This window comes from Sphingorhabdus sp. EL138 (assembly GCF_900258045.1).
Classification (GTDB): Bacteria; Pseudomonadota; Alphaproteobacteria; order Sphingomonadales; family Sphingomonadaceae; genus Parasphingorhabdus.
Genome location: NZ_OGVD01000003.1, coordinates 15,008 through 38,552, shown reverse-complemented (window position 1 = coordinate 38,552; position 23,545 = coordinate 15,008). Strand labels below are relative to the sequence as shown.

The following is a 23,545-nucleotide window of genomic DNA, read 5'->3' as shown; positions in this document are numbered from 1 at the left end:
CCTATTCTCCAAGTTTTTCCCAGAGGGCATCGCTTAAACCGGCGGTTAGCCCGCCGCATAAATTGATTGATTGCCCCGTCACATAGCCACAATCCGGCGCGACGAGAAAATGCGTCATCGCCGCAACCTCTTCTGGCTCACAAATTCTTCCTAGCGGTGTAGCTAGTGCTTCCACAGCCAATAGATCTTCACCGCCGTCCGCTAGAGCCATTGGCGTTCGAACTGAGCCAGGACAGATTGCATTGACCCTTATGTTTCGCGGAGCAAGTTCGACCGCACTAGTTTGCGTGAGCGCCAATACCGCCGCCTTTGATGCTGCATAGGGCGACAGGCCGGACACGCCGAGAACGGCAGATGCCGATGACATATTCACGATAGCCCCGCCATCGGCCATTAGCTTTGCAGCATGTTTAAGCCCGTGCGCCACACCCTTGGTGTTGACATTCAAACATTTTTCTAGCGCCGACGCTTCCAATTCTTCAATGCGATTGTAGTCGGTATGAATTCCGGCATTATTGACCAGAATGTCGAGTGTACCATGAGTTTTGACCGCCGTCGCCAGCAAATTTTCAACGTCATCTTCGCTGGCAACATTAGTTTTAACGAAAGTGAAAGCCAAACTATCTGGCTCGTTAAGATCTCCAACCACGATATTGGCACCAGCAGCGGAAAGTCTTTCCGCAATGGCTGCCCCGATACCCTGTGAACCACCTGTGATAACGGCGGTTTTGTCCTTAAGAGAAAATTGACTGGTCATACCGCAATGCCGTCAAAATTGGATTGGAATAGGGTAACCTGACCGCCCAGCATTGGAGCAAGGCGTTTTACCGATTCTTCGGTAATGGGCGGCAACATGACGGGTAGCGCCTTTTGTTGATCCATCCCTTCCACATCATCAAAATGCATTGCCCAGCGCATTGTACCGCTGTCATCACCAGTCATGGTCACTTCTATGACCGCGACATAGTCTTTGATCGGAAACTGATCTCCGGTAGCCTTGTAAACATAACGCCTGGGCGGATCCCAATCCAGAATTTCTTCGAACACATCGCCAAAATATATAAACTCAACGTTGAAATTATCTTCACCGCCGGGTCCGGGAGGGTGCATGTGCACTGATTTGGCGAGCAGATACCAATCGGTGATTCGTTTGGGGTCGCCCATGATATCAAAAATCTCCTCTCCGCTATGGCCGGAGAACTCGATTTCCGTCTCAATTCGTACAGGAGCGCTGGTATACGCGGTAATTGGCTTTGGTTTTGCAATGTCATTCATGGCTTCAATTCCATCTGATTCCCTATTGCTTTACTTTGCATCAACATCGGTCTAAAATCAAGCTAACTCGAATTTGAGGAAAAATGTGACTGCATGAAGAGAGCATTGGCAGCATACGCATCGGTGTTCGGTATCGGTTATCTCGGCTATATGCTCTTGCCTGCAACATTAAGTGCCGCCGCTGATCGATTTGCTCTTGGCGAAACGGAAATAGGTCTCGCAGCCACCCTCCAGCTCACTGGACTGGCTATTGCGCTTTTTGTTGTCGCACCAAGGTTGGTATCGATCGGAGGAAGGAGAGCGGCATTAGCCGGAGGCGCCCTTGCGATAGCAGGATATGTTGTCGCTTCATTGGCCGGTATTTTTCCCGTTTTCCTGCTGGGTTTGTTCATTGCAGGACTAGGCTCCGGATCTGCAATTGCAGGAGGTGATGCCTTTGTGTCTGGTGCTCCCAATCCCGGCCGGTTATTTGCTTTTTTGTTTGCGTTCGGACAGCTTACCGCGATCATCATGTTGATTGCCATATTGCCTGCGTTGGTTGAGCAATATGGAAATGCATCGGCCTACGGCGCCCTAGCCGTCCTGAGCACAGCGATGGTTGTTGTTGTTATTTTCTGTCCTGTCTCTCCATCATTAGCTGACGCATCGGAACCCATCCCGGAGCTGTCCCTCTATTTGGCAGCTCCAGTTGTCGCGATGTTTTTCTTAGGGATTGCGGACGCAGCGGTTTGGCCATTCTCTGGAGAAATTGGCAAGTCGCTTGGATTGAACAGCGGTGATGGTGAACTTGTCTTGGCTGGGGCGCTCGCAGCGGGTGTACTGGGCGCGGGAGCGGCCGGATTCTTTTCCGAAACTAAATCCAAAATACCTGCGATCTTCGTGATATTCTGCCTGGCGGCCTGTTATGCCGGAGTGCTTACCGCTCCCAACATCGCTGTATATTCTAGCGCACAGATTCTTGCCCTATTCATGTACGGCTTTCTGACGCCCTTCTTGCTTGGACTTTGCGGTTTGCTTGATAGAACCGGCGGGATGATGGCGGCAGCTGCGGGCTCGCAAATGATAGGATTGGCGATTTCTCCATGGCTGGCTGGAACGATTATGGGCGGCTTCGGAACCGCCGCGCTGGCTGGGTTAGTCGCTATATCAGTACTCATCATTTGGCCTCTTTATATGTCGGGGCGCAAGCAGCTGCCTGAGGTGCCTAACATAATTTAGCAAATTCCAGATTTGATTCCAGACGAGGCAAGAAATGCGAAACAGAGTTTTGAAGATCGACAAGGGGTTTGCTCAAGTAGTGGAGGCCCCCATGCCAACACCGATGAACGATTTCATCGTGGTCAAACAGCATTACGCTCCCAATTGCATCGAGCACCGTGTTTACCAGACTGGTTATTTTGAATTTCATGAATCTCCGGTTCATTGTGGTCATGAAGGCGTCGGCGAAGTTTGGGATGTTGGCCCAATGGCCAAGGGTTTTGAAAAAGGTGACAGGGTTATTGTCTTTCAAGGTTGGCCGTGTGGACATTGCCACGTCTGTGAAGGCGGCCTTAGTCCGACGCATTGTGTTGATCTCAAATACCCAAAACATGTAGAAGCAGCCAATAAATCCGCTTCGGGCGGCAATGGATTTTGCGAATATCGATTGGTTCCAGCGGCCATGCTCCATAAAATACCAGACGATCTGTCGTTCAAACATGCCGCAGCCGGAAATTGCCTTATTGGATGTACATATTCTGCTATGCGTGACCATCATATTGGTCCGGAACATGTCTGCTTAATCGGCGGCGTAGGATTTGTCGGCCACGCCACGTTGGTCAATCTAAAACACCGAGGTGCAACGATCATTGCGCTTGGTCGGCACGAGGGCCGGATGAAAACAGCAACAGAATTAGGTGTCGATCATATTGTAAACCCTGAGGCCAATGATTGGCTCGATCAGATAAAGGACTTCACGCCCAACGGACGCGGGGTTGATTACGCGTTCGAATGTTCCGGTTATCCATATTACCAACAAAAATGTTTGGAAGCGGTCAAACATTATGGAACGTTGATTTTGCTCGGCTATGCCGCAAATGAGGGTAGCGATCTAAAATGGGCTCTAAATACTGAATATGGTTTATGTTGGGGTCACAAGACGATCACATCTCATTTCGACGTAAACAGCAATCACCGGACCGATCTGATTCAGACACTGAGGGATCCGTGGATTCAAAAGATGGTCGATCAATTGGTGACACATGACCTTCCCATGTCCAGAGCACCGGAAGCCTTTGAGTTGTTGAACCAGAAAGAGGCCGGGAAAGTCTATTTTCGGCCAGGTGAATAAAGGAACTTAAGCATGTCCATGACTGGAAAAACGGTAATTGTTACTGGTGCGGGAAAGCCCGATGGAATTGGCCGTGCATGTGCTGATCGTTTCCTGCAACTGGGTGCCAATGTCGTAATCTGTGATCTTCCGGATTCCGATGGCATCAGTGCCGCCATAGAAGACTATGCGGGCGAACAAGACCGAGTTTCCTGTATCGGAGCCGATGTTGGAAACCCCGCCGATGCCAAAACTGCTGTTGCCGAAGCAATTCAGAAATTTGGCGGCATAGATATCCTGGTGAATAATGCAGGAGTTGGTGCTGGTTCTCACGATTTCATGGAGCTGACTGCCAAGGATTGGGAACTTTCATTGACGGTGAACCTCATGGGTCAGGTAAATTTCTGCGAGGCTGTCATCCCGGAATTCCTGAGGCGCGGCAGTGGTGTAATTGTAAATATCTCCTCGCTTTCCGGCGTCGGTGCCATATCATCCATCCCGGCCTGCTACACCGCCTCCAAATTTGCGGCTGTCGGCTTAACCAAACAACTAGCACTGCAATATGCACCGAATAACATTCGCGTAAATGCGGTTTGCCCCGGGTCAGTACGAACCGATATGATGCGCGGCGCGATGGAACTGATGGCCGAGCAGGAAAATATCAGTATTGACGAAGCCGAAGCGCTCGAGGCTAGCACCATTCCGATGGGACGCGCGGCAACGCCAGTAGAAATAGCCACGAGCGTCAGCTTTCTTGCAGGGTCTGACGCTGGCTATCTGACTGGCGTGGCTTTGCCTGTCGCCGGGGGCATGCCGCCGGGTGTTTGACTAGTCGGCCGCGCGCGAAAGATTTGCGCTTAGCATCAATGCCCCGATCGCAATAATGGCAGTAACTGTCAGCAACGGAATGAAAGTCGCATTTCCGGCCAATAGGAATCCAGCGCCTAACGGGCCCAATGTTGCACCGCCTGCTACCGTTGGAGAGAGCCAGCCAACATAGCGATTGGCGGGATCAAGATTGCTTGCGATAGCCAGCTGATAAGCCATCGTAAAATTCCACAGTAGCGGAAAAGCCAATGCTCCTCCGATCACTGGAATCGCCGAAACTGTTGCTAGCCCAATGATTATGAAAACCAATATGATCGCAGAAAAAATCAGGGGCTTGCCGTTGCCGAATCTATCACCCAACAACCCAGCAGCCATTCCGCCACCGCCGCCTAATATAAGGCTGGCAAAACCGATATATCCAAATGCCTGCACGCTGACACCAGCCTCGGTTGAAAATTGTTCCAAAAACGCCCAGATCCCTGAAAGCGCCCCCATGAAAATACCAACTGCGGCCAGAGCTAAGAGAAACCGCCAGCCATGTTCGAAAGCGGAGGATTTCGTTGCCGCTTTCTCGATGATTTTTTCATAAGGCGCAAAAACCAAGATCGTTCCGGCGAGAAAACAGAAAGCTGCCAATACGGCCATCATTCCCGCAAAAGATAAAGCCAGGCCCGACAATAGTAGAAAGCCGGATGCTCCCAGCGCTTGTTCGGCGGTCAATTTCCAACCAAATCCATTGCCGGCATTTTTACTAGCCGCAACAAGATTGAAACTAACCGAGTAAAGCGCGCCCGCGCCGATTCCAGCCAGTGCATGACCCAGCATCACCATATTGAGATTCTGCGACTGCAGGGCGGCTATCCCAAACCCGCCACCAAGAAAAAAGCATGGCAATGCCCGAATCAACTTTGCTCGAAATATAGCGTTGAACCCGGCGCTAGCGGCTCCTGCCACTGTAAAAAAAAGCAAATAGGCTGATGCTATCGAGCCTAGTTCGGTTTCGTCCCAATTTCCCGTCCGTCCAGCAGCGCCCAGAACAACGGGGAGAACTAGGAAATAGAGCGAGGAAACAGCCGAGACCGCACTTCCAAAAACGATAAATCTGGAACCTTCACTGGTGCGCAAGGTGTCACGCATCAGTGTCTGATGCCACTTTTCGGCGCGGTATTATGCTTGGTAAATAGGTCCCGAGATAGCCGATAGCAACACGTTTAGCTTCCTCAACTATCTCATTGGTTATGGCCCTTTTTTCACGATGCTCGACCGTGAAGAGTGTGTCGGTGATTTCAATGAAATAATAGAGCTTCTGCTCAAAATCCGGAATGTTGGGCATGTCGAATATATCGGCAAAACGCTCGGCCATGATCGCCGCGATCCGACGATTATTTTCCCGGTCGATCTGTTTGATTTCAGGAGGCGTGGTGGAACCAATAAGAAGCCGCCGAGCCACAGGGTTGCGTTTGTAGACATTCGCGCCGCGTTCTACCAATACGCCAACAATATCGTGCCAGTTTTCAACTTTATCGGGATCAATTGGCTTGGACTGCGCCTCTTGAAAAAGCTCGCTCATTTCTCCCGCGACATCCGCAAAAAGATCATATTTGTTGGCGTAGAAGTGATATGCCGAACCCTCAGGCACATTCGCTTTGTCAGCTATTGCCTTGAATGCCAGTTCTTGAGGTGTTTGATCATTCAGCATTTCAATGGCTGCAGCGACCAGCGCCTCTCTCCGGGCAACACCTCGCGATTGCATGGATGAGATTGATCTGCGCTTTCCGATTACCTGTCTGGTCGACATTCCATTCCCCTATGTTGGTCAACTAACATAGCATCCTCGAGTTATCCAACAAAATATCGAACATATCGCACAAGATAGTCAAATTAACCCAAGTTATCTTGTGTTTTACCCTAAACCCTGCCAAAGCGAATCAGGATAGATGATTGTGCATTTTGGAATAATCCAAACACTTTCAAGACCGGAAGAAGTTGGGGAGACTATATAATGTCCAAGTCAAATCAGGCGCTTTTGGAAAGTCGGCAGGAAGCAATCCCGCGCGGTGTCGGCAGTATGCACGGTGTGTTTGCAGAATCAGCAAAAAATGCTGAGATTTGGGATGTAGAAGGCAAACGCTATCTGGACCTTGCCTCCGGAATTGCTGTGACGAATACCGGTCATAATCATCCGGAAATCACACGCGCAGTGGAGGAACAGATTCACGCTTTTTCTCATGTCTGTTTTCAGGTTACGCCTTACGAGAAATATGTGGAACTGGCTCAGCGACTCAATGAAAGAGCGCCGGGGACAAGCAAAAAGAAAACGATCTTTCTAACCACTGGTGCTGAAGCGGTCGAAAATGCTGTGAAAATAGCCCGCGCACATACCGATCGCCCCAATATCATATCTTTCTCTGGCGGATTTCACGGTCGAACTATGATGGGCATGGCACTTACCGGGAAGGTTGCGCCATATAAGACCGGCTTTGGCCCGATGCCCGGTGGTGTCTATCATGTGCCATTCCCAACCGATATGCTTGGCATTTCTGAATCATCCGCACTTGAAGCGATTGAGCGTATCTTCAAAGCAGATGCTGCGCCTGAAACAGTTGCAGCAATAATTATTGAACCGGTTCAAGGAGAAGGCGGATTTTACATCGCTTCTTCAGCATTCATGCAATCACTGCGAGATATTTGCGACAAACATGACATCTTGTTGATCGCTGATGAGATTCAAACCGGATTTGCGCGCACAGGCAAGATGTTCGCGATTGAACATGCGAATGTTGAACCGGACTTAATGACCGTCGCCAAGGCGATGGCGGGCGGCTACCCGATTTCGGGCGTCATCGGGAAAGCTGAAATTATGGATGCACCCATTCCCGGCGGTCTAGGTGGGACCTATGGCGGATCAGCGCTCGGTTGTGCGGCCGGATTGGCCGTTCTTGATATTATCGACGAAGAGAAATTGTGCGAACGCGCTGACGAGATAGGGTCGCGGCTGCGCGGTCAGTTGGAAGCGTTCAGGCAATCGGATCAAGGTATTGGCGAAGTTCGCGGTCTGGGTGCGATGATTGCAATCGAAATGGTTGACCCCAAAAATCCGGATCAACCCGATGCAGAACGCACGAAGACAATTGTCGCCAGCGCAAGGGACAAGGGCTTGATAATCTTGTCCTGCGGTGTTCGGGGAAATGTCATTCGGTTTCTGCCCGCACTGACTATTGGTTTCGACCATCTAGGAGAAGCCATTGCCATCTTGAAAACTGTGCTCGAAGAAACGACGGACTAAGATAACCTGTCAAGCGATTCTACAACATCGGGATGAACGATTTCTCCGGCCTGCACGTTCAGTCCGGCGGCCAGATGAGGATTGTCCGCCATCGCTGTTTCGGGGCCCTTATTGGCTAACGCCAGCATGAAAGGCAGGGTCGCATTTGTGAGAGCGTCTGTCGAAGTACGTGCAACGGATGCGGGCATATTGGTGACGCAATAGTGCACGACTTCATCGACCAGATAAACCGGAGCATCATGCGAGGTTGGTTTACTTGTCTCAAAGCACCCGCCTTGATCAATGGCCACATCCACAACCACTGATCCAGGCTTCATTTTTGCAACCTGGTCCGCGCTAACAACTTTTGGTGCCGCTGCACCGGGTAGTAACACCGCGCCCACCACAAGGTCAGCGGACTGCACGGCTTCATCAACCGCGTTGGCGGTTGAGAACAAAGTTCTGGCGCGGCCATCAAACAACCCATTTAACTCCCGCAGGCGATCCGTAGAGCGATCCAGTACCGTAACGGTGGCGCCAAGACCAATCGCCATCTGAGCCGCGTTCAGACCAGCGACACCGCCGCCAATCACGGTGACATTGGCAGGGGCTACGCCGGTTACGCCGCCTAAAAGAACACCGGAACCGCCATTGGCAATTTCCAGATATTTCGCGCCCGCCTGGACCGAAAGCCGTCCCGCAACCTCACTCATCGGCGTCAGCAGTGGAAGCTTTCCTGCAATGTCGGTGACAGTTTCATAGGCGATACAGGTCGCGCCCGATTTAGCCAATCCGTTTGCCTGATCTGGGTCAGGGGCCAGATGCAGATAGGTGAATAGTGTATGACGTGCTTCGAGGCGCGAAATTTCTTCAGGCTGTGGTTCCTTGACCTTCACGACCATATCAGCAGAAGCGAACAACTCATCGGCATTTGCTGCTATCTTGCATCCCTGACTAGCATAGTTTTCGTCGGCAAACCCAATTGCCGCGCCTGCCTGTGTCTCAATGACAACTTCATGACCTGCAGCGATAAGCTCACGGGCACCGCTAGGCGTGATCCCAACTCTAAATTCCCTATTTTTTATTTCCTTTGGTGATCCGACACGCATGGCAATTTCCTCTCACTTGATGGTGAACTCATTTACCAATGATAAGGAAAAAGGTGCTTCGTATATTCTTTCAAAATGATCAGATATATGTATAATATTTTTCTGTATGGCTATTTCACAAAATATAATTGATGAATCATCAATAGACCGCATGGATCGTAAACTTTTAAATGTTCTGCAGAAGGATGGCCGAATAACCAATGCGAACCTCTCGGATTGTGTTGGCCTTTCACCTGCGGCCTGTCATCAACGGGTCAAGCGACTACAAAATGATGGAATAATCCAAATCTACACCGCTATCCTGGATCGCCGAATATCCGGATGTAGTCAAAGCGCTTTTGTCCATATCACACTCAGCAGTCAGGACCATGACACAATCGAAGCTTTCGAAGCTGAAGTCGTGAAATGCGCCAACATTATCGAATGCCATCTGATGACTGGAGATTATGATTATCTACTCCATGTCATCGTCCGCGACGCCACGGAGTATGAACAGCTACACCGTAATGTGCTGACCAGTTTGCCCGGTGTCGATCATTTAACCTCAAGCTTTGCATTGCGCGCGGTATGCAGAACAACGGAGATTCCGTTGAAGATGTAGATTGGTTGGGCTGTTTTTGCACCCAAAGCAACCATAAGCAGACCGTCTGCAATCGGCCCAAAGGCAGCCGCAATTGACTCTAAGCGGCCTGTCAGGAGACAAATGAATCCGTTTTGGTTAGTTTGCCGCACAGTCGATAGAAGATTTAGTCTTTGGGAAAGTACCGAGCGGACCACGCCGATCCACAACCGTGATCCGGCGTGATTTGGCTTCGATTACCAAACGTTCCAGTACGCCGTTACCTGGAAATGCAATAACATAGCGCGGCCGTAGATTCAGCATCTGCTGGTTACGCTTGAAGCCCGCTCTCGCGCCCAGTTTGCGATCCAATGGAAATGTAAGCTGCGCAACACTGCGCCGCTCGGCCCAGGATGCTGCCAGACCATCAGCGCCTTTCCCGTCGCCACCGTGCACTAGAACCATGTCAGGAACAGCGTCATAGACTTTGTCCAGCGTCGCCCAGATGTTGTTCGCAAACGTCTTGGCATCTTCGGTATCAGCCTGCTTTGTGCGGCCGCCGGCAAAGATAATGGGCGTGCCCTCGGGCATCAATGCCTTGCGCTTGCTTTCGCTGCGCGCACGCAGGAAATCGCGGCCATGGATGACAGCTGATGTGAGCATCGCGCCGTGATTGGCGCGCGAACTAGAGACAGGCTTCCACGAGGAGCGAGTTTCCTGCAGGTAGAGCGATGCAGCAACCTCGCGCATTTCTTCAAAGGCGATCATCGAAGCTTCTGCAGCCTGTGCGCGTTCGATCTGCTCTTCAAGATTGGATGTATGCACTTCAGAGCCATCGGCGGATGCGACCAGCGCGCGCACTTCATCCGATGCTCGGTCAAGCTGCTTCGCCTTTTGGCAAGCAGAGCGGTGGAAGAGATTGACGAAACCCCACGCGAGAATTTCAGCATCGGCTTCAAGGGCTGTATCGGTGAACAGCGCAAACAGGTCACACCAGACCGCAGCAATGGTTTGCGAGATCGCTTCGTGTTTTGGGAAGTCTGATGGTTCAAAGGGCGATTGTTTTATCGTCAATCCGGAAAGATCGAGCCCGGAAAGGGATTGGGTGAAATTATTGTCCATGATTTTTCTCCTGATAAGCGGCATCTAAGCGACGATCCGCTTTCCGCGAGGAGTCCGACAGGACCGGTAGGACGCCAAGCGCACCGCCAAAGGCGGGAAACTTGCGGGGCAAGGCTGGCGCGGGCCACACGGGCCGCAGCCCGCGCGGGTTGCGCTTGTCGGACCTGCTGGTCCAAGGCACCTCCGAACAAAAAGAAAGCGGAAGTTGCGGCGACTATTCAGGAGATGTTGTGGAATTACGCCTAGACAGCTGCCCGCTAGCTAAGCGGCTTCTGCGAAGCTCTCACCGGCCTTATCGGCCAATGCGGTCTTATGATCGCCCAGTTCAAGAAGCAGACTGGCCGCATCCTCGGCACGCGCCGCAGCAGCCAACATCGCGCGGTCATCATTTTTGAGCAATTTCAGCCAGCTGGCGATATAACTGGCATGATTGTCGAGATGACTGACTGGCAGGCCAAGCTCCGCGCCCAAAATAGCGCTTGATAGCTCTGCAACCAGTTCTTCGGCTGCATATGCTGCACTTCTGAAACGGCTTTTGAGATTACGATCCAATCGCGATCCATGGCCAGTCCAGTGCGAGCATTCATGTGCGAGCGTCGAGTAATAATGATCATAGCTCTCAAACAGATGCGCCGGCGGCATGGTGATCCGGTCGAGCACCGGTTCATAGTAGGCCGCACTTCCGTACTCTCGGATTTTGGCACCGACCGACACAAAAAACCTATCAAGCGCCTCCTCCCTGCCTTCCGGTTCATTTTCTTGCACTTCAGTTTTGGGGGAATAGCGTTGGGGCAGATTGTCGCATTGAACAGCGTTGAAAACGGCATAGGATTTGAGAACGCGGCGTGTTTCGGATTCCGGATCATTGTCCTCATTGGATTCGATCTCTTTGGAATAAGTTTTATAAAAGATGGCGATGGTGGATTTCTCGCCCTTGCGCACCTGGCCCCCCAGAGCGGCGCATTGCCGGTAGGTCATCCAGTAAGGTGATTGGAAACCGCCTGCCTCTGCTACCATCCAGAGCCAGAAAGTATTGATGCCGCGATAGGGAGTTCCGCAGTGCCTCAGTGGCCGCGAAACGGGAAGACCTCGCCATGGTTGCACCCAGGGTTTTGTTCCGGTTTCGAGTTTTTCGATAATGGCTGCCGTGATGCGCGCTGCGGGTGATGTCTTTTGTGAACGGCTTGATTTGCGGGACATTGTTTTCTCCTGATTGGCACCAGCAAAAGCGCTGGATCAATCAGCAAGACCGCCCTCTCCTCTCTCAATTTGGGCGCTAGGGAGAATATAGAAAAGAGCGGCCTGCCCATGGGGCAAGCCGCTCTAGCCGGCAGACTACCTGTCAGGAGGATGGTCAGGCGGCCTGATCGGCTATTTCTTCGCTCTGCTGGGCTGGCTCTTCCTGAGCTTCGCTTCCTGCGGTTTGCGCAAATTGCATTGCCTCGGGTGTCCATTGAGCAGCGCACGACTTAACCTCGGCTTCGGCGATGAAGTTGCCAGAAAAGACGCGCTCTGCTGTCGTCGCCAAGTCCGCTTTCTTCGAAGCTGCATAGCGATTGGACAGCTCCTGGCCGCCGACAGCCTCAAAGCTGGATAGAATTTTGGATTTCGTTACCCGGTCAAAGTAATTGATTGCAGTGGGACGCCACCAGGCTGCCATATCAATATCCAGTTTGTTTCCAAGATGATCATGAAGCGGAACCCGGCGTTCACCTTCAATATTGAGACTGGCTACCAGGGTTCGAGCAATGACATAACCAAGCCAGGCGCTGCGCGTTTCATCATCAAGAGCGCGGAATAGTTCAAAGCGCTCGACCTGACATTCTGCCGCCTTCCAACTTTCATCAAGCGATGATCTGAGCTCGGCCAGGGCAACTGTTGCAGGTGCATCGGCGGCTTCAAAATCCGAAGCTGGACCGTGGGCAACTGGTCCCCTGAGCGTAGTGGCTTCCTTAGCGTTCCAGTCATGACCGTCTGCATCAGCGAGCGTGAAGATGGCAAAATCAAGTGCGAGTGTTGGATCGCTTGCAACATGAAGCGCCAAAATATCCCGGCGCTGCATTGCTAGTTCATCGACCAGGCGTTTTGACAAGGCTGCGCGCCTGCGCGGTGCTTTCTTGCCATCATCGACTAGCTCAATACCTTCATCGTCAGCACCTTCAGCCGATTTTTCTGAATAATATTGCGGCACAAGTGTTGGAACGCCCTCGCGGCTCAAAACCAGGAAAGTGCCTGCTTCGGCGCGAAGGTCGTTTGCAAGAACAGGTTTGCGTTCATTAAGCTCGCGCATTTCCTGTTCGATTTCCGCCAGACGGTTTTCAGCTGCGATGGTATCTTCTTCGCTGGTGTCTTCGTTTTCCAATATTGCTGCTTGCTCGTCATACTGGATTTCGAGATCAGATAACCGCGCCAAAGCTTCATCGCTGAGCGGTTCAAATTCTACCGGGAGCTTAGTCAGTCCCTCTACAAGCTCATGGGAGACATAGCAGTCAAGCGTCGGTCTCACCCAGGCAAGGCCCTGCTCGTCTTTCACTTCATCGGCCTGCCATTCCATTTTTTCCGTGGCAAGGCGCTCAAGAAGCGCAATATTGGCCCAGCTTTCGCTTTCATCGTCATCGAACAATTCGCGTTCGATTGCGCCGCCTGCCTCAAGATAAGCATCGCGGCCAACCAGAACCGCTCGTGGATCCTTTGCGGTCACGCTGGCCTCCAGCATCATTCGCCGAACACTGTCAGGTGTGATTTGATAATAGGCCCCAGACACTTCTTCAAAAACCTGCGTCTGCCGCTCAATATTCGCTGTTGCGCCGTAGGCTTTGGCAAGATCAAGCGTGATTTCCCCGCTGGCAAGCGCTTCGAATACGGCCGGAGAAAGCTTCGCGAGCCGCAGCCGGCCTTCTACAAAGCGAACGGTTTTACCGTAACGTTTGGCAACGCCCTCGACATCAGAGCCTGCATCGATAATCGACTGAAAGGCCTCGGCTTCGTCAGCTGGATTAAGCGGGGCGCGCTGAAAGTTTTCAGAAAGACTGATTTCGAGAATCTCATTGTTTTCACCGTTCTTGACCAAACAGATAACGGGTTCGGTCTTCTTAATCGCCTTTTCCTTGGCGAGCGCTTTCAAGGCTTTGAGGCGCCTGCCACCTGCATCAACCTCGAACTTGCCGCGCGCTATGCTGCGAACAACGAGATTTTGCAGAAGCCCCCGCGCCTTGATGTCAGCCTTCAGTTCGGCATCTGCGGCCGGATCACTATGCTTGCGAACATTCTTTTTGCTGTAGACAAGTTTGTTGAGTGGAATGGATTTGAACATGATTTTAACTCCTGATTGTTCGAACCATCAATTGCAGCGACCATCGCGGCAATCAGGCTCAGCAAGGTCCAAACCGCCTCCACTCTCTATTCAAAGATCGGCGTTCGTATTTTCAGGGAAAGATTGAGTGCTGAAGACCGAATAAACTGGCAACTTGCAGCAGCGGTAATCTCATCAAGCGGCGAACCTAGCCGCCAGTTCATCATTCCAGTCATCGCCCGGGTTGCGCGGACTTAAGCGATATATGCTGCGGCCCGGCATCGCGAAATGCATCCGAGCCTTCTGCTCCGCAAGGTCGCCGCCTGCATCATTATCGACAAACAGATACAATTCTCTGACGCTCTCCGGGATGGTCACAATCCCGAACCGTTCGTTGCCAAGCGTCGCCCAGCAGGGGATGTCTATGAGGATAGTAGCAGACAATGCGCTTTCCGATCCCTCTGCCAGTCCCAATATGCCGTTTTTCGGAGGAAAGAGCCGAACAGTTCCAATTCCGGGAGTGCCCAGCGCGCGTTTCGGATTTTTGAAACTCGCCTGCATTGCGGTGCGGGCGTCAAGAAACGTGCGCTGGATTCCGATGATTCCGACATCCGTGCGCACGGCAGCGAGCATGGCGGGCAGGAACCGCACATGGCCTTTAGGGCCGAAGGGCGTGCGCTCCAGATAGCGTAGTTCGGACGAGACAATATCAATATGGCGATGCCTGAGATAACTTTCCGCCACACTGCCTGATATTGGCAAAGCCATCTTCCAAAGCCGCAGCGCGTTGGCACTGGGCTTGTCGATGGTTGGTGATTTTGGCGGAATGGAGAGAGAGCTTCCGTTAAACAGTGCAGCCGGTGGAATACCCTGGCGCGCGAGGGCTTCGAGAACCTGAACCTGCGAGCAACCTGCAAAGCAATGAAAAAGAACAGCGCGGGTACCAATGCTGACACCAAGTGACGGCGTGCTGTCATCATGAGCGGGACAGCAGCACATGCCTTTGCCCGATTTCCAGTAACCGGAAAACCGTTCGCAAATCTGGCGCGCGGTAGATTCGAGAGATGATGCGGGATCTTGAGAGATATCGAGGGACACTGAAAATTTCCTTGGCAACTGACCGGCTCAATGGGTCCGGCGTTCCTCCCCTCTTTTCTCTGCAAGAAAACACTTTCCTACAGATATATGTTCATCTTATGTTCTCATTCGATTCGATGCAAGTTGGAGATCTAACGTGATACTAAAATCATTTTTTTTTGCTGTTTTTCTGGCACTTCCGGGAACCGTAGCAGCCCAAGATTCTGCTGCCGGAGGACTGGGCGGCTCTGAATCGCAGGATTTGGAGATTACGGATCAATCGGCCGAGACAGGCGACTTCAAATTGTTTCAGCACGGAATTTGGCCTCGTGCGGAAGCTCCAGGCAATATCTCAGAGCAACCATTGGCCACGGCAATTCCAAAGCCAGTGTCCAAGAAACCCAAACCAAAAGGTATCAGCCGAAAGACGGCGGCCCGGCGTATGACATATCTACCATCCATCCGTGAAGCTGAACGGCGGCATAGACTGCCTTATGGGCTGCTTGATGCGCTAATCTGGGCAGAATCGCGTTATAATCCGATGGCGCTCAGCCATGCCGGAGCAGCTGGTCTCACGCAGTTGATGCCCGGCACAGCGTCTGATCTTGGTGTGAGCAATCGATATGATCCCGCCGCCAATATAGACGGCGGTGCACGTTATCTGAGGCAGATGCTCGACCGATTCGGCCTCGTTCACTTGGCGCTCGCAGCATATAATGCCGGGCCGAATGCGGTGCACAAAGCCAAAGGCATTCCGAGATACCGGGAAACGCAGAATTATGTGAAATCTGTTCTGGCGCGCTGGACAGAATCAGGGCTGTAGGACAGAAGACGCTCAATTATGTACCGTTCAAATTCAAACAGGCTTCGGCTCACTGGAAAACTCATTAAAGGTGATCGACGCTACGTCCTTCAATGCGATGATCAAAGCGTGTGGAAATTGGATTTTCTGGATATTGAAGTTCCAAAAGATAATGACATTGTATTGGTTGAGGGAGTAAAAACCGGAATTGACTCCATAGCAGTTGATTGGATTGGAGAATCCCAATAACTTTTGCCAAACTCAGTCACAGATACGAACAAGATCATCAGACCAAAGTTGCAACGCCTCGCGCTTTTCATCCATCCAGTCATATCGTTGGTAAACCTTGACGATTCCAGCCTGAGAACCGCTGACGTGGTTGAGAATTGCTTCAGTCACTTCGAGCCTCACTCCTAACCGCTGCAAATTTGTCGCAACTGTGCGCCGGATGTCATGTAACGTCCAATGCGGAACCGGTCTTTGCAAGTCGGCTTCAACGTCGGCCCTTAACCTTCGTAACAACTTAGATATACCTGATGCACTGGTTTTTGGATTTGTAGCCGAAGGAAAAAGCTTACTGCATCCATCAGATGGGGAGCAATCTGAAACGATACGACAAGCGGCATCGGTCAGCGGAATGATAACAGCGTTGTTATTTTTTGCGCTCGATGCAGGTAGGTTCCAGACTTTTTCTTCTAAATCAAACTCCGCTCGTTCAGCGCCAAATACCTCGCTTCGACGGGCAGCGGTAAACAACATGAGTTTCAAGCTGTGCTGCCACGGAAATGGCTGATTTTCAGCAGCTTTCCATAGGCTTTTCAATTCTTCGTTCGACAAGACCCGATCACGAGGCTTCGGTGCTGGTGGCCTGCTTGCTGCAGTTACCGGATTGTACGCTAGTGTTTCTACTCGCGGTAAAACCCAATTAAAAAACACTGACATTTGCGCAGCGACAAGACGTGCCATCACCGGCGCAGGACGTTCGCCATAAGCTATGCCGTCAATTAACCGGGTAACGTCCGTACGGGTTACAGCGTCTACCGGGCGACTACCAATTTCCGGCAAAACATATTTATTGAATATCCGTCTTATTTCCTTTGCAGATCGCTTGTTTTCAACACGCTGTTGGTCATAAATGTTCCACAACGCAGACACCGTTTTGTTAGATCGTTTGTCGGGTTTTGCCAGCTTCCGGCCATTTTCGATATCCGCGCAGGCCTGAAGTGCCTTCTGTCTGGCTTTTGAAAGGCCAATACCAGGATAATCTCCTAGGGTAATTTTTCTGAATTTTCCTGCAACGCGCTTTCGAACGATCCAACGACTTTTGCCTGTCGATCCTTTTACAAAACGCAATCCCACACAATCATTATCTGCCAGTTCCACCTGTCCTTTAGATGGAGTCTTTACTGCTTTCAATTTGGCATCGGTTAGCTTCGTGTGGGTTGTCATAGTGTCCTCAAAAGACGTGCTACCCAGGTAGCATTTCGCTCGGATACTATCGGACAAATACGAACAAATCAAGAACATTGTTTTTGATAAATCTATGTATTACAGACTGTTACGGAATAATACGGATTCTCAAATTTCGACTTTTAAAACTTTTAATCAGTAGGTCGCTGGTTCGAACCCAGCAGGGCTCACCACCTTTTTCCCGGATGTTCAGAGGTTTTCGAGCAATCTCATTCCGACATCCTGTTCCGACACCATTTCTGCAAATCAAAACGATTTAAAGGATACTGAGCGACACCCAACAAAATAAGCGGTGAGTATGCCAGAGAAGATGTTCGTCACGAGTCCACCAACACGTGATTGCGGCTCGCACAACACCGCTTGCAACTGTTCGCCGCAAGATAGGCTCGGACCACCTGTAAAACCAACGGCGTTTTCGTCAGCGTTCATGTGCCAGAAAGGATGATCTGAACAGTGAGGTAATCCAAGTTGCACATCTCGCATCACGAGATGAGGGGATTCTGACAGTCAAATAAGCCATTACGGGTTCGGTCAGACGAAGAGCAATCAACATGCGGGGCGAGATGCTATTGTTTGAAGGAGTAGAACAATGAAAAAGATTTCCAGAAATTCGAGAATTACATTCCTGCTTGCCACGGCTGCCATTATGGCACCGAGCAGCGTGTCTGCGCAGCAGCAGGACCTAGATGACGTTGATATTACCGTAACCGGTCTGCCACCGGCTGACCTGTCCGGGCTGCCTGAGGGACCAGAGATCGAAGGCTTTATTTCCGCGCGCAAAGCCGACAGGATGCAGGTAACCAGCGAAAATGGCGCCAACACGGCAATCATTGTTGCTGAGGCCACCGAAATCAAGGCGAGCAAGGGCTTTTTGGGCCTCGGCCGCAGTAAACTTGCTTCCGACTCGCTGCTCAACGGCCTTCCGGTTACCGTCCGGACCGTGGAATGGGGCGAAGGCTTGGTGGCCAGCCAAATCCGTCTACGCGACAAAGACCTTAAAACTGCCAGTATGATCCGTAATGGCACGGCCCAGGGTTTTGCAGAACAGACGGCGGCGACCGAGGCTCTGCGCGGCCGTGTTGGCGATATCGACAAGTATAATATCAGAGGTACGACCAACGTGTATTTCGACACCGGCAAGTGGAGACTGTCTTCGCAGGCCGAGCAGGAACTTTGCGACACCGCGGCTCAAGCCGAAGCGATGGAAAACGCGCTCCTGCTGGTTGTCGGTTACACCGATTCGGTCGGAAGCCAGGAGTATAACCAGGTACTGAGCGAGCGGCGAGCCGGCCGTGTCGTCAATCATATTCAGCAAGCTTGCGGCTGGAAGCCCTATCGCATGCTGACCCCAACCGGAATGGCCGAAGCAGATCCGCTGGCCGATAACAGCACCCGGGAAGGCAAGGCACAAAACCGCCGCGTTGCGGTGAATATCATGGTCAGTAAAAGTGTTGAGGGCCTGTGACCCCTTGCGGGGTGGGCATTGCCCACCCCGATATTTTTGACCGACTAGTATCACAATAATTTGCGCAGAGGCGGGTAAAGTCTGACTTTCCCGCCTTTGTTTATGCCTGAAAAATAGTCCGGGGCGATATCTGCACAGTCAAAAAAGCCGGCTGATGTTTCCACCAGCCGGCTTTCCCGGACGAAAGGTCAACTTTCTACTCAGAACGCAAAGCGAACCTTTATTCCGCCCGAATGGGACTGGTAATCGGATGCAAAACGCCCCCGATATTCCGCTCCGATACTCAACCCGTTCTTGTTGACCAGGTCGAGACCAGCACCGAGGTCAAAGCGGGACTGAGAAGATTCTCCCGCCGTTAGTCGGAAGCTGTCCAGTCCGCCATTGAAGCTGCTGTTCACGCCGACGCCATCACCGATCAGATCATAGCTGTAGCCAATGTTGGCAAATGGCACGATCGACAGATCTTTCGTTTCATCAACCTTGCCGGCCAGTTGCAAGCCCACCGTCGCTTCCAGAAACTCTGTGCGATCGATATCGAGGGTCAGACCCAGACCGCCGGTTTCAGCGAAGCTGTCCTGAGACAGGCTGGCATAACGCAGCCCTGCTGATGGTGTCAGGGTGAAGCTACCTGTCTCCAGCCGATAACCGGTCGACAGGCTGGCTATCACGCCATCTGCATCGGATTCACCGGTGATCAGTGCACCCACAGCCGTGCGGCTGCTTTCAACATCGTTGAAAGAATAGCCCAGCTCTGCATTGACGAAGGCCGCTCCGAAATCGAGGCCTGCATAAGCAGATATCTGATAGCTGTTCACATCAGTTTGCGCACCGGCCAGACCGTTGGCATCAATGTCGATATCAGCATAGTTCAGCAGAACGCCCACTTTGGCAGTTTCACCAATGCTCTTGTCGAGACCGAGAGTGAAGCCGATGGTATCGGCATCGTAGCCCAGGGCGCTCAGACTATCGGCATCGCGGTCTGCGTTGTGATAGAATATCTGACCCCAGATACCGGTCTCATCACCTGACAAACGATTGGTCAGCAAGCTACTGGCAAAACGCTGTGTCTCGAAAATCTCTCTGGCCACACCGTCATTAATCGCGGGCAGAAGAGTGAGAGCCGTTGCCTCGAATTCCGCTGTGCTGGTGGCGGCATTCAATCCGTCAAATACAGCATCAGGCAGGCGGCCGTTGGATACAGCCGACGTGATGGCCGATCCAAAGCCCGAGATATTCGCATCAGCAGACACATTACCAAGCTCTGCGGCGGTTGGTGTCACCGTTATTGATCCCAGATCGACCTGATAGTCGATCAAAAAATCATCATCGATGACATTCACTGTAACGCCATTGTCCGTGAACGTTCCGGTTTCGGTCAGAACATTGATCGGAGCATCCAGTGTCAGCCCTGCAGAGGTCTGATTGGTGGAGATATTTACGACGCTACCTGCAGCAAAGCTGGTATCGCCATCTACCGCAAGACTGTCAGTGCCCAGGTCGAAGGCCAATGTACCTTCAACAGAAAGGGAACCTTCCAGGCTTCTTGCGCCTGAAATCGTCACCGTGCTTGGTGCCGCCACATCAACCGCAACATTTCCGGTAATATCACCGGCCAAAACGCTGGTTCCACCGGCAAAGGACAGGCTATCCGCTTGCGCCGAGCCGATGAAGTCGCCCGTGATGGCGCCGCCATTCTGAACAAAGTTCAAACCAGACAGCGCAGACGATGCATCAACAGCAACCGGACCTGTCAGGCTGCCATTATTGATGAAGCTCCCGGTAAAGGCGATATTCTCAATGAGCAATGCAGGACCGGTTTCAGAAGAGATAGCACCGTTATTCACGATATCATCTGCCACTGTTACCGTGGTTCCTGCGCCGGCACCGTTGAACAGACGCAGTCCGGCAGAGGCCCCTGAAGGCTGCGCATCGCCGCGACCGGCAATCGTGCCGTCATTGATCAGCGTAAAGCTGCGTACGTCACCGTCCGCTGTTCCAAGCTGGAAAGACACGCCGGAGCCGGCCACACCGGCATCAATCGTACCGCTATTGTTCAGCGCAAAATTATTGGCCGTTCCGTCTGCATATACAGTACCGTTACGCTGCGCTCCGGTACCGATGATGGTGCCCGTGTTGTTGACCACCAGTCCAGTGCCATCAATATTCAGCGCGCGGCTTCCTGACGAAATGGTTCCGGCATTGTTGACCACAGCGCCGGTGAAATCACCGCCACCTGCCGGTGTGGCATTGCCGAAATACAGTCCATTTTGAACGCCGGAAATAGTCGCACCAGCAGCATTTGTGATGGTACCATTGAAGCTGACACCATTCACAAAGCGGATACCAGCGGTCGTTCCGCTGTCACCTTCACTATCGATCAGACCGCTATTGGCGATATTGCCGGTAAACAGACCCGTTGACGTGCCGTCCAGAACGCCCGCATTACGCACCCGTTCAAAACGAAGGCCATCACCTGCGGCAGCCAGACCGGCTGCGGCCGTGCCGCGACCTTGAATGGTTCCGCTATTGTCAATCTCGAACGCGTTTCCAGCGGCAGACAATTCTACCGAGAAACCCGCGCCCTGATTGGCGGCGCCCGCATCAATCAGACCGTCATTGTTCAGGACAAAATCCTGCGCCGTGCTATCTGCATAGACGGTACCGTTGCGCTGATTGGCTGTACCCAGGATCGAGCCGGTGTTGTTGACGACCAGACCGCTGCCATCGATGTTGAGAGCCCGGCTGTTGGACGAGATGATTCCGGCATTGTTGACCACAGCACCGGTGAAATTACCACCGCCCGCTGGGGTCGCATTGCCGAAATAGAGGCCGTTTTGCACACCGGAGATGGTACCACCCGCCTGGTTGTCGATGGTGCCTGAAAACGACACACCGTTCACGAAACGGATACCGGCCGCCGTGCCTTGCGTGCTTTCGGAGTTGATCAGACCAGAGTTCACAATATCACCGGTAAAGAGACCAGTTGTCGAACCGTCGAGCAGTCCGGCAACCCGTGCACGTTCAAAGCGCAGGCCGTCACCGGCAGCCGCTGCACCGGCAGATGCCTGGCCACGGCCTTGCACGGTGCCAGCATTATTGATGGCAAAGGCATTGCCAGCTTCGCTGAGTTCAACTGAAAAACCAGCGCCTTCATTGCCTGATCCGGCATCGATTGTGCCGTCGTTATTCAGGACAAAATTCTGCGCCGTGCTGTCCGCATAGACGGTGCCATTGCGCTGATTGCCTGTGCCGAGGATTTCACCGCCGGAAAGGTTGTTGACCACCAAGCCGGTGCCATCAATGTTCAGCGCCCGGCTATCAGATGAAATGATGCCCGCGTTGTTCACAACAGCGCCAGTAAAGTCACCACCGCCGGCTGGCGTCGCATTGCCGAAGTAGAGGCCGTTTTGCACACCGGAGATGGTGCCACCGGCCTGATTTTCGATCGTGCCTGAGAAGGACACACCGTTCACAAAACGGATGCCACCGACTGTGCCGTTGGCGGCTTCACTGTTGATGGTGCCGCTATTGGTAATATTACCCGTAAACAGACCCGTTGACGTACCATCCAGCACACCCGCATTGCGCGTGCGCTCAAAGCGCAGCCCGTCGCCTGCGGCCGCAAGACCAGCGCCAGCATTGCCGCGGCCCTGCACGGTGCCGGTGTTATTGATCGCGAAGGCATTGCCAGCCTCGCTAAGTTCTACTGAGAAGCCGGCGCCTTGATTGGCTGCGCCTGCATCGATTGTACCGTCATTGTTGAGGACGAAGTCTTGCGCAGTGCTGTCCGCATAGACCGTACCATTGCGCTGATTACCGGTGCCTAGAATAGAGCCCGTATTGTTGATGACCAGCCCGGTGCCATCAATGTTCAACGCGCGGCTGTCGGAAGAGATCGTCCCGGCATTGTTGACCACACCGCCGCTATGATCGGCGTCATTGCCGAAATAGAGGCCATTTTGTGCACCAGAGATGGTGCCCCCAGCCTGATTTTCCAGAACACCCTGAAATCCGATCCGGTTGGCAAAGCGAATGCCTGCAACCGTGCCTTGTGTGGATTCGGACGCGATTGTACCACTATTGGTGATATTGCCATTATAGATATAGGCAGGGGCCAATCCGGGTCCAAAGAAACGCAGGCCATCACCGGCGGTGCCGCCTGTTGGGGCCGCCTGTCCTCGCCCTTGAACCGTACCGGCATTGACTATGGAACCGCCGCGGGGAGCACCGCCGCCGCCAACTTCAATTGCGATTCCGGCACCTTCAACACCAGCGTCGATCAACCCGGTTGCACTGTTATTGATCGCGATATTGTTGGATGTCCGGTTGCCATAAACTGCGCCGTTGCGCTGACTGCCAGTACCGCGAATGATACCATCGTTGTTCAGCACTGCATCTGTGCCGTCAAAATTGACAACGCGCGAATCAGCTTCAAGCACGCCTGTCGCAGTATTGTTTATAATGGCACCGGTTGTGCCTGCATTCACCTGAACCGTCTGAGTCACACCGGTGGTGCGCAAGGTGCCGGCATTATCCAGGGTCACGTCATTATTGTTGACGACTACAACGGGGGCACCATCAACGGTGCTGGTGACACCGGTGGCCGCGCTGATAGTCTCGCCATCTGCCGCACTGGTGACAGTGATATTATCACCATCATTGATGATTTGCTGTGCATGCGCCTGCGCAGATGCCAGCATGGCAATTGTGGACGAAGCCACAAGCAGTTTCTTCGACACCAAGCGAGTCGAACCAAGGGGGAAATTAGTCATTATTCTTACACCTTCCTGTTTGCGGGAAACATTCCCGCGGCACGGCAAGTTCTGAGCGCCGTACCTTCTGGAGCGGTGTGATATGCGGATGAATTGAGCTTGTATAATATAAGCTATTGATGACCATCATAAGCAAATATTATCGTCTAAATATCTGATTAAATTAGATAAATAAGAAAAGCCCATCCGGAATCCGGACAG

Annotated in this window: 19 protein-coding genes; 8 read left to right on the top strand and 11 right to left on the bottom strand. The window is 52.3% G+C overall.

What is annotated here, in order from left to right; translation table 11 throughout:
* Position 1 precedes the first annotated feature (1 nt).
* Positions 2-757: an SDR family NAD(P)-dependent oxidoreductase gene (locus DK507_RS06430; protein ID WP_109355581.1), complete on the bottom strand. Its 756-nt coding sequence runs from the start codon at positions 755-757 to the stop codon at positions 2-4.
* Positions 754-1,275: an SRPBCC family protein gene (locus DK507_RS06425; RefSeq protein WP_109355580.1), complete on the bottom strand. Its 522-nt coding sequence runs from the start codon at positions 1,273-1,275 to the stop codon at positions 754-756. The genes DK507_RS06430 and DK507_RS06425 overlap by 4 nt, the downstream gene beginning before the upstream one ends.
* 93 nt (positions 1,276-1,368) lie before the next feature.
* Here DK507_RS06425 and DK507_RS06420 point away from each other — a divergent pair, with 93 nt between their 5' ends.
* Genes DK507_RS06420 through DK507_RS06410 form a run of 3 tightly spaced genes read left to right on the top strand, consistent with a single transcriptional unit; the run spans position 1,369 to position 4,411 of the window.
* The gene (locus tag DK507_RS06420) at positions 1,369-2,493 is read left to right on the top strand and encodes an MFS transporter (RefSeq protein ID WP_109355579.1); all 1,125 of its coding nucleotides are present in this window, start codon (positions 1,369-1,371) and stop codon (positions 2,491-2,493) included.
* Between the two features lie 34 nt (positions 2,494-2,527).
* Positions 2,528-3,604, top strand: coding sequence for a zinc-binding dehydrogenase (locus DK507_RS06415; protein WP_109355578.1), 1,077 nt, complete (start codon positions 2,528-2,530; stop codon positions 3,602-3,604).
* Between the two features lie 12 nt (positions 3,605-3,616).
* Positions 3,617-4,411, top strand: a complete 795-nt coding sequence (locus DK507_RS06410; RefSeq protein ID WP_109355577.1) for an SDR family NAD(P)-dependent oxidoreductase — start codon at positions 3,617-3,619, stop codon at positions 4,409-4,411.
* Here DK507_RS06410 and DK507_RS06405 read toward each other — a convergent pair whose 3' ends face one another.
* The gene (locus tag DK507_RS06405) at positions 4,412-5,548 is read right to left on the bottom strand and encodes an MFS transporter (protein ID WP_109355576.1); all 1,137 of its coding nucleotides are present in this window, start codon (positions 5,546-5,548) and stop codon (positions 4,412-4,414) included. It abuts the gene before it with no gap.
* The gene (locus DK507_RS06400) at positions 5,541-6,209 is read right to left on the bottom strand and encodes a TetR/AcrR family transcriptional regulator (protein WP_109355575.1); all 669 of its coding nucleotides are present in this window, start codon (positions 6,207-6,209) and stop codon (positions 5,541-5,543) included. The genes DK507_RS06405 and DK507_RS06400 overlap by 8 nt, the downstream gene beginning before the upstream one ends.
* A 204-nt stretch (positions 6,210-6,413) precedes the next feature.
* On the opposite strand from DK507_RS06400, the gene gabT reads away from it, so the two are divergent.
* Positions 6,414-7,697 (top strand): 4-aminobutyrate--2-oxoglutarate transaminase, encoded by a 1,284-nt coding sequence (gene gabT / locus DK507_RS06395; RefSeq protein ID WP_109355574.1) that lies wholly within the window; start codon positions 6,414-6,416, stop codon positions 7,695-7,697.
* Here the strand turns inward: gabT and ald are convergent.
* On the bottom strand, positions 7,694-8,785 hold the full coding sequence (ald, locus tag DK507_RS06390) for an alanine dehydrogenase (RefSeq protein ID WP_109355573.1): 1,092 nt from the start codon (positions 8,783-8,785) through the stop codon (positions 7,694-7,696). The genes gabT and ald overlap by 4 nt on opposite strands.
* Positions 8,786-8,891: 106 nt before the next feature.
* Here ald and DK507_RS06385 point away from each other — a divergent pair, with 106 nt between their 5' ends.
* Entirely contained in the window at positions 8,892-9,386 is a 495-nt protein-coding gene (locus tag DK507_RS06385; RefSeq protein WP_109355572.1) for an Lrp/AsnC family transcriptional regulator, read from the top strand.
* 117 nt (positions 9,387-9,503) lie between these two features.
* Here DK507_RS06385 and DK507_RS06380 read toward each other — a convergent pair whose 3' ends face one another.
* The 4 genes from DK507_RS06380 to DK507_RS06365 form a co-directional block, all read right to left on the bottom strand.
* The gene (locus tag DK507_RS06380; RefSeq protein ID WP_109355571.1) at positions 9,504-10,466 is read right to left on the bottom strand and encodes a DUF2493 domain-containing protein; all 963 of its coding nucleotides are present in this window, start codon (positions 10,464-10,466) and stop codon (positions 9,504-9,506) included.
* A 261-nt stretch (positions 10,467-10,727) separates the two neighbouring features.
* Complete coding sequence (locus tag DK507_RS06375; RefSeq protein ID WP_109355570.1) at positions 10,728-11,666, bottom strand: ArdC family protein; 939 nt, start codon at positions 11,664-11,666, stop codon at positions 10,728-10,730.
* Positions 11,667-11,820: 154 nt separating this feature from the next.
* On the bottom strand, positions 11,821-13,779 hold the full coding sequence (locus DK507_RS06370) for a ParB/RepB/Spo0J family partition protein (protein WP_109355569.1): 1,959 nt from the start codon (positions 13,777-13,779) through the stop codon (positions 11,821-11,823).
* 174 nt (positions 13,780-13,953) lie between these two features.
* On the bottom strand, positions 13,954-14,856 hold the full coding sequence (locus DK507_RS06365) for a toprim domain-containing protein (RefSeq protein WP_254054276.1): 903 nt from the start codon (positions 14,854-14,856) through the stop codon (positions 13,954-13,956).
* A gap of 136 nt (positions 14,857-14,992) precedes the next feature.
* Between DK507_RS06365 and DK507_RS18055 the strand changes: the two genes are divergently transcribed.
* Together DK507_RS18055 and DK507_RS18220 are read left to right on the top strand one after the other, a co-directional pair.
* Positions 14,993-15,658, top strand: coding sequence for a lytic transglycosylase domain-containing protein (locus DK507_RS18055; RefSeq protein ID WP_254054275.1), 666 nt, complete (start codon positions 14,993-14,995; stop codon positions 15,656-15,658).
* Between the two features lie 18 nt (positions 15,659-15,676).
* Positions 15,677-15,886, top strand: a complete 210-nt coding sequence (locus DK507_RS18220; protein ID WP_109355568.1) for a DUF5818 domain-containing protein — start codon at positions 15,677-15,679, stop codon at positions 15,884-15,886.
* A 12-nt stretch (positions 15,887-15,898) separates the two neighbouring features.
* Here the strand turns inward: DK507_RS18220 and DK507_RS06350 are convergent, their stop codons facing one another.
* Positions 15,899-17,086, bottom strand: a complete 1,188-nt coding sequence (locus DK507_RS06350) for a site-specific integrase (protein WP_162558926.1) — start codon at positions 17,084-17,086, stop codon at positions 15,899-15,901.
* A gap of 610 nt (positions 17,087-17,696) precedes the next feature.
* On the opposite strand from DK507_RS06350, the gene DK507_RS06345 reads away from it, so the two are divergent.
* Positions 17,697-18,572, top strand: coding sequence for an OmpA family protein (locus DK507_RS06345; protein WP_109355566.1), 876 nt, complete (start codon positions 17,697-17,699; stop codon positions 18,570-18,572).
* Between the two features lie 200 nt (positions 18,573-18,772).
* Here DK507_RS06345 and DK507_RS06340 read toward each other — a convergent pair whose 3' ends face one another.
* Positions 18,773-23,344, bottom strand: a complete 4,572-nt coding sequence (locus DK507_RS06340; RefSeq protein ID WP_109355565.1) for an autotransporter domain-containing protein — start codon at positions 23,342-23,344, stop codon at positions 18,773-18,775.
* Positions 23,345-23,545 lie beyond the last annotated feature (201 nt).

Coding starts and splice junctions, on each gene's coding strand:
- DK507_RS06430 (WP_109355581.1), bottom strand. CDS start 757: ATGACCAGTCAATTTTCTCTTAAGGACAAAACCGCCGTTATCACAGGT.
- DK507_RS06420 (WP_109355579.1), top strand. CDS start 1,369: ATGAAGAGAGCATTGGCAGCATACGCATCGGTGTTCGGTATCGGTTAT.
- DK507_RS06410 (WP_109355577.1), top strand. CDS start 3,617: ATGTCCATGACTGGAAAAACGGTAATTGTTACTGGTGCGGGAAAGCCC.
- DK507_RS18220 (WP_109355568.1), top strand. CDS start 15,677: ATGTACCGTTCAAATTCAAACAGGCTTCGGCTCACTGGAAAACTCATT.
- DK507_RS06340 (WP_109355565.1), bottom strand. CDS start 23,344: ATGACTAATTTCCCCCTTGGTTCGACTCGCTTGGTGTCGAAGAAACTG.
- DK507_RS06375 (WP_109355570.1), bottom strand. CDS start 11,666: ATGTCCCGCAAATCAAGCCGTTCACAAAAGACATCACCCGCAGCGCGC.
- DK507_RS06425 (WP_109355580.1), bottom strand. CDS start 1,275: ATGAATGACATTGCAAAACCAAAGCCAATTACCGCGTATACCAGCGCT.
- ald (WP_109355573.1), bottom strand. CDS start 8,785: ATGCGTGTCGGATCACCAAAGGAAATAAAAAATAGGGAATTTAGAGTT.
- DK507_RS06385 (WP_109355572.1), top strand. CDS start 8,892: ATGGCTATTTCACAAAATATAATTGATGAATCATCAATAGACCGCATG.
- DK507_RS06405 (WP_109355576.1), bottom strand. CDS start 5,548: ATGCGTGACACCTTGCGCACCAGTGAAGGTTCCAGATTTATCGTTTTT.
- DK507_RS06400 (WP_109355575.1), bottom strand. CDS start 6,209: ATGTCGACCAGACAGGTAATCGGAAAGCGCAGATCAATCTCATCCATG.
- DK507_RS06350 (WP_162558926.1), bottom strand. CDS start 17,086: ATGACAACCCACACGAAGCTAACCGATGCCAAATTGAAAGCAGTAAAG.
- gabT (WP_109355574.1), top strand. CDS start 6,414: ATGTCCAAGTCAAATCAGGCGCTTTTGGAAAGTCGGCAGGAAGCAATC.
- DK507_RS06380 (WP_109355571.1), bottom strand. CDS start 10,466: ATGGACAATAATTTCACCCAATCCCTTTCCGGGCTCGATCTTTCCGGA.
- DK507_RS06370 (WP_109355569.1), bottom strand. CDS start 13,779: ATGTTCAAATCCATTCCACTCAACAAACTTGTCTACAGCAAAAAGAAT.
- DK507_RS06345 (WP_109355566.1), top strand. CDS start 17,697: ATGAAAAAGATTTCCAGAAATTCGAGAATTACATTCCTGCTTGCCACG.
- DK507_RS06415 (WP_109355578.1), top strand. CDS start 2,528: ATGCGAAACAGAGTTTTGAAGATCGACAAGGGGTTTGCTCAAGTAGTG.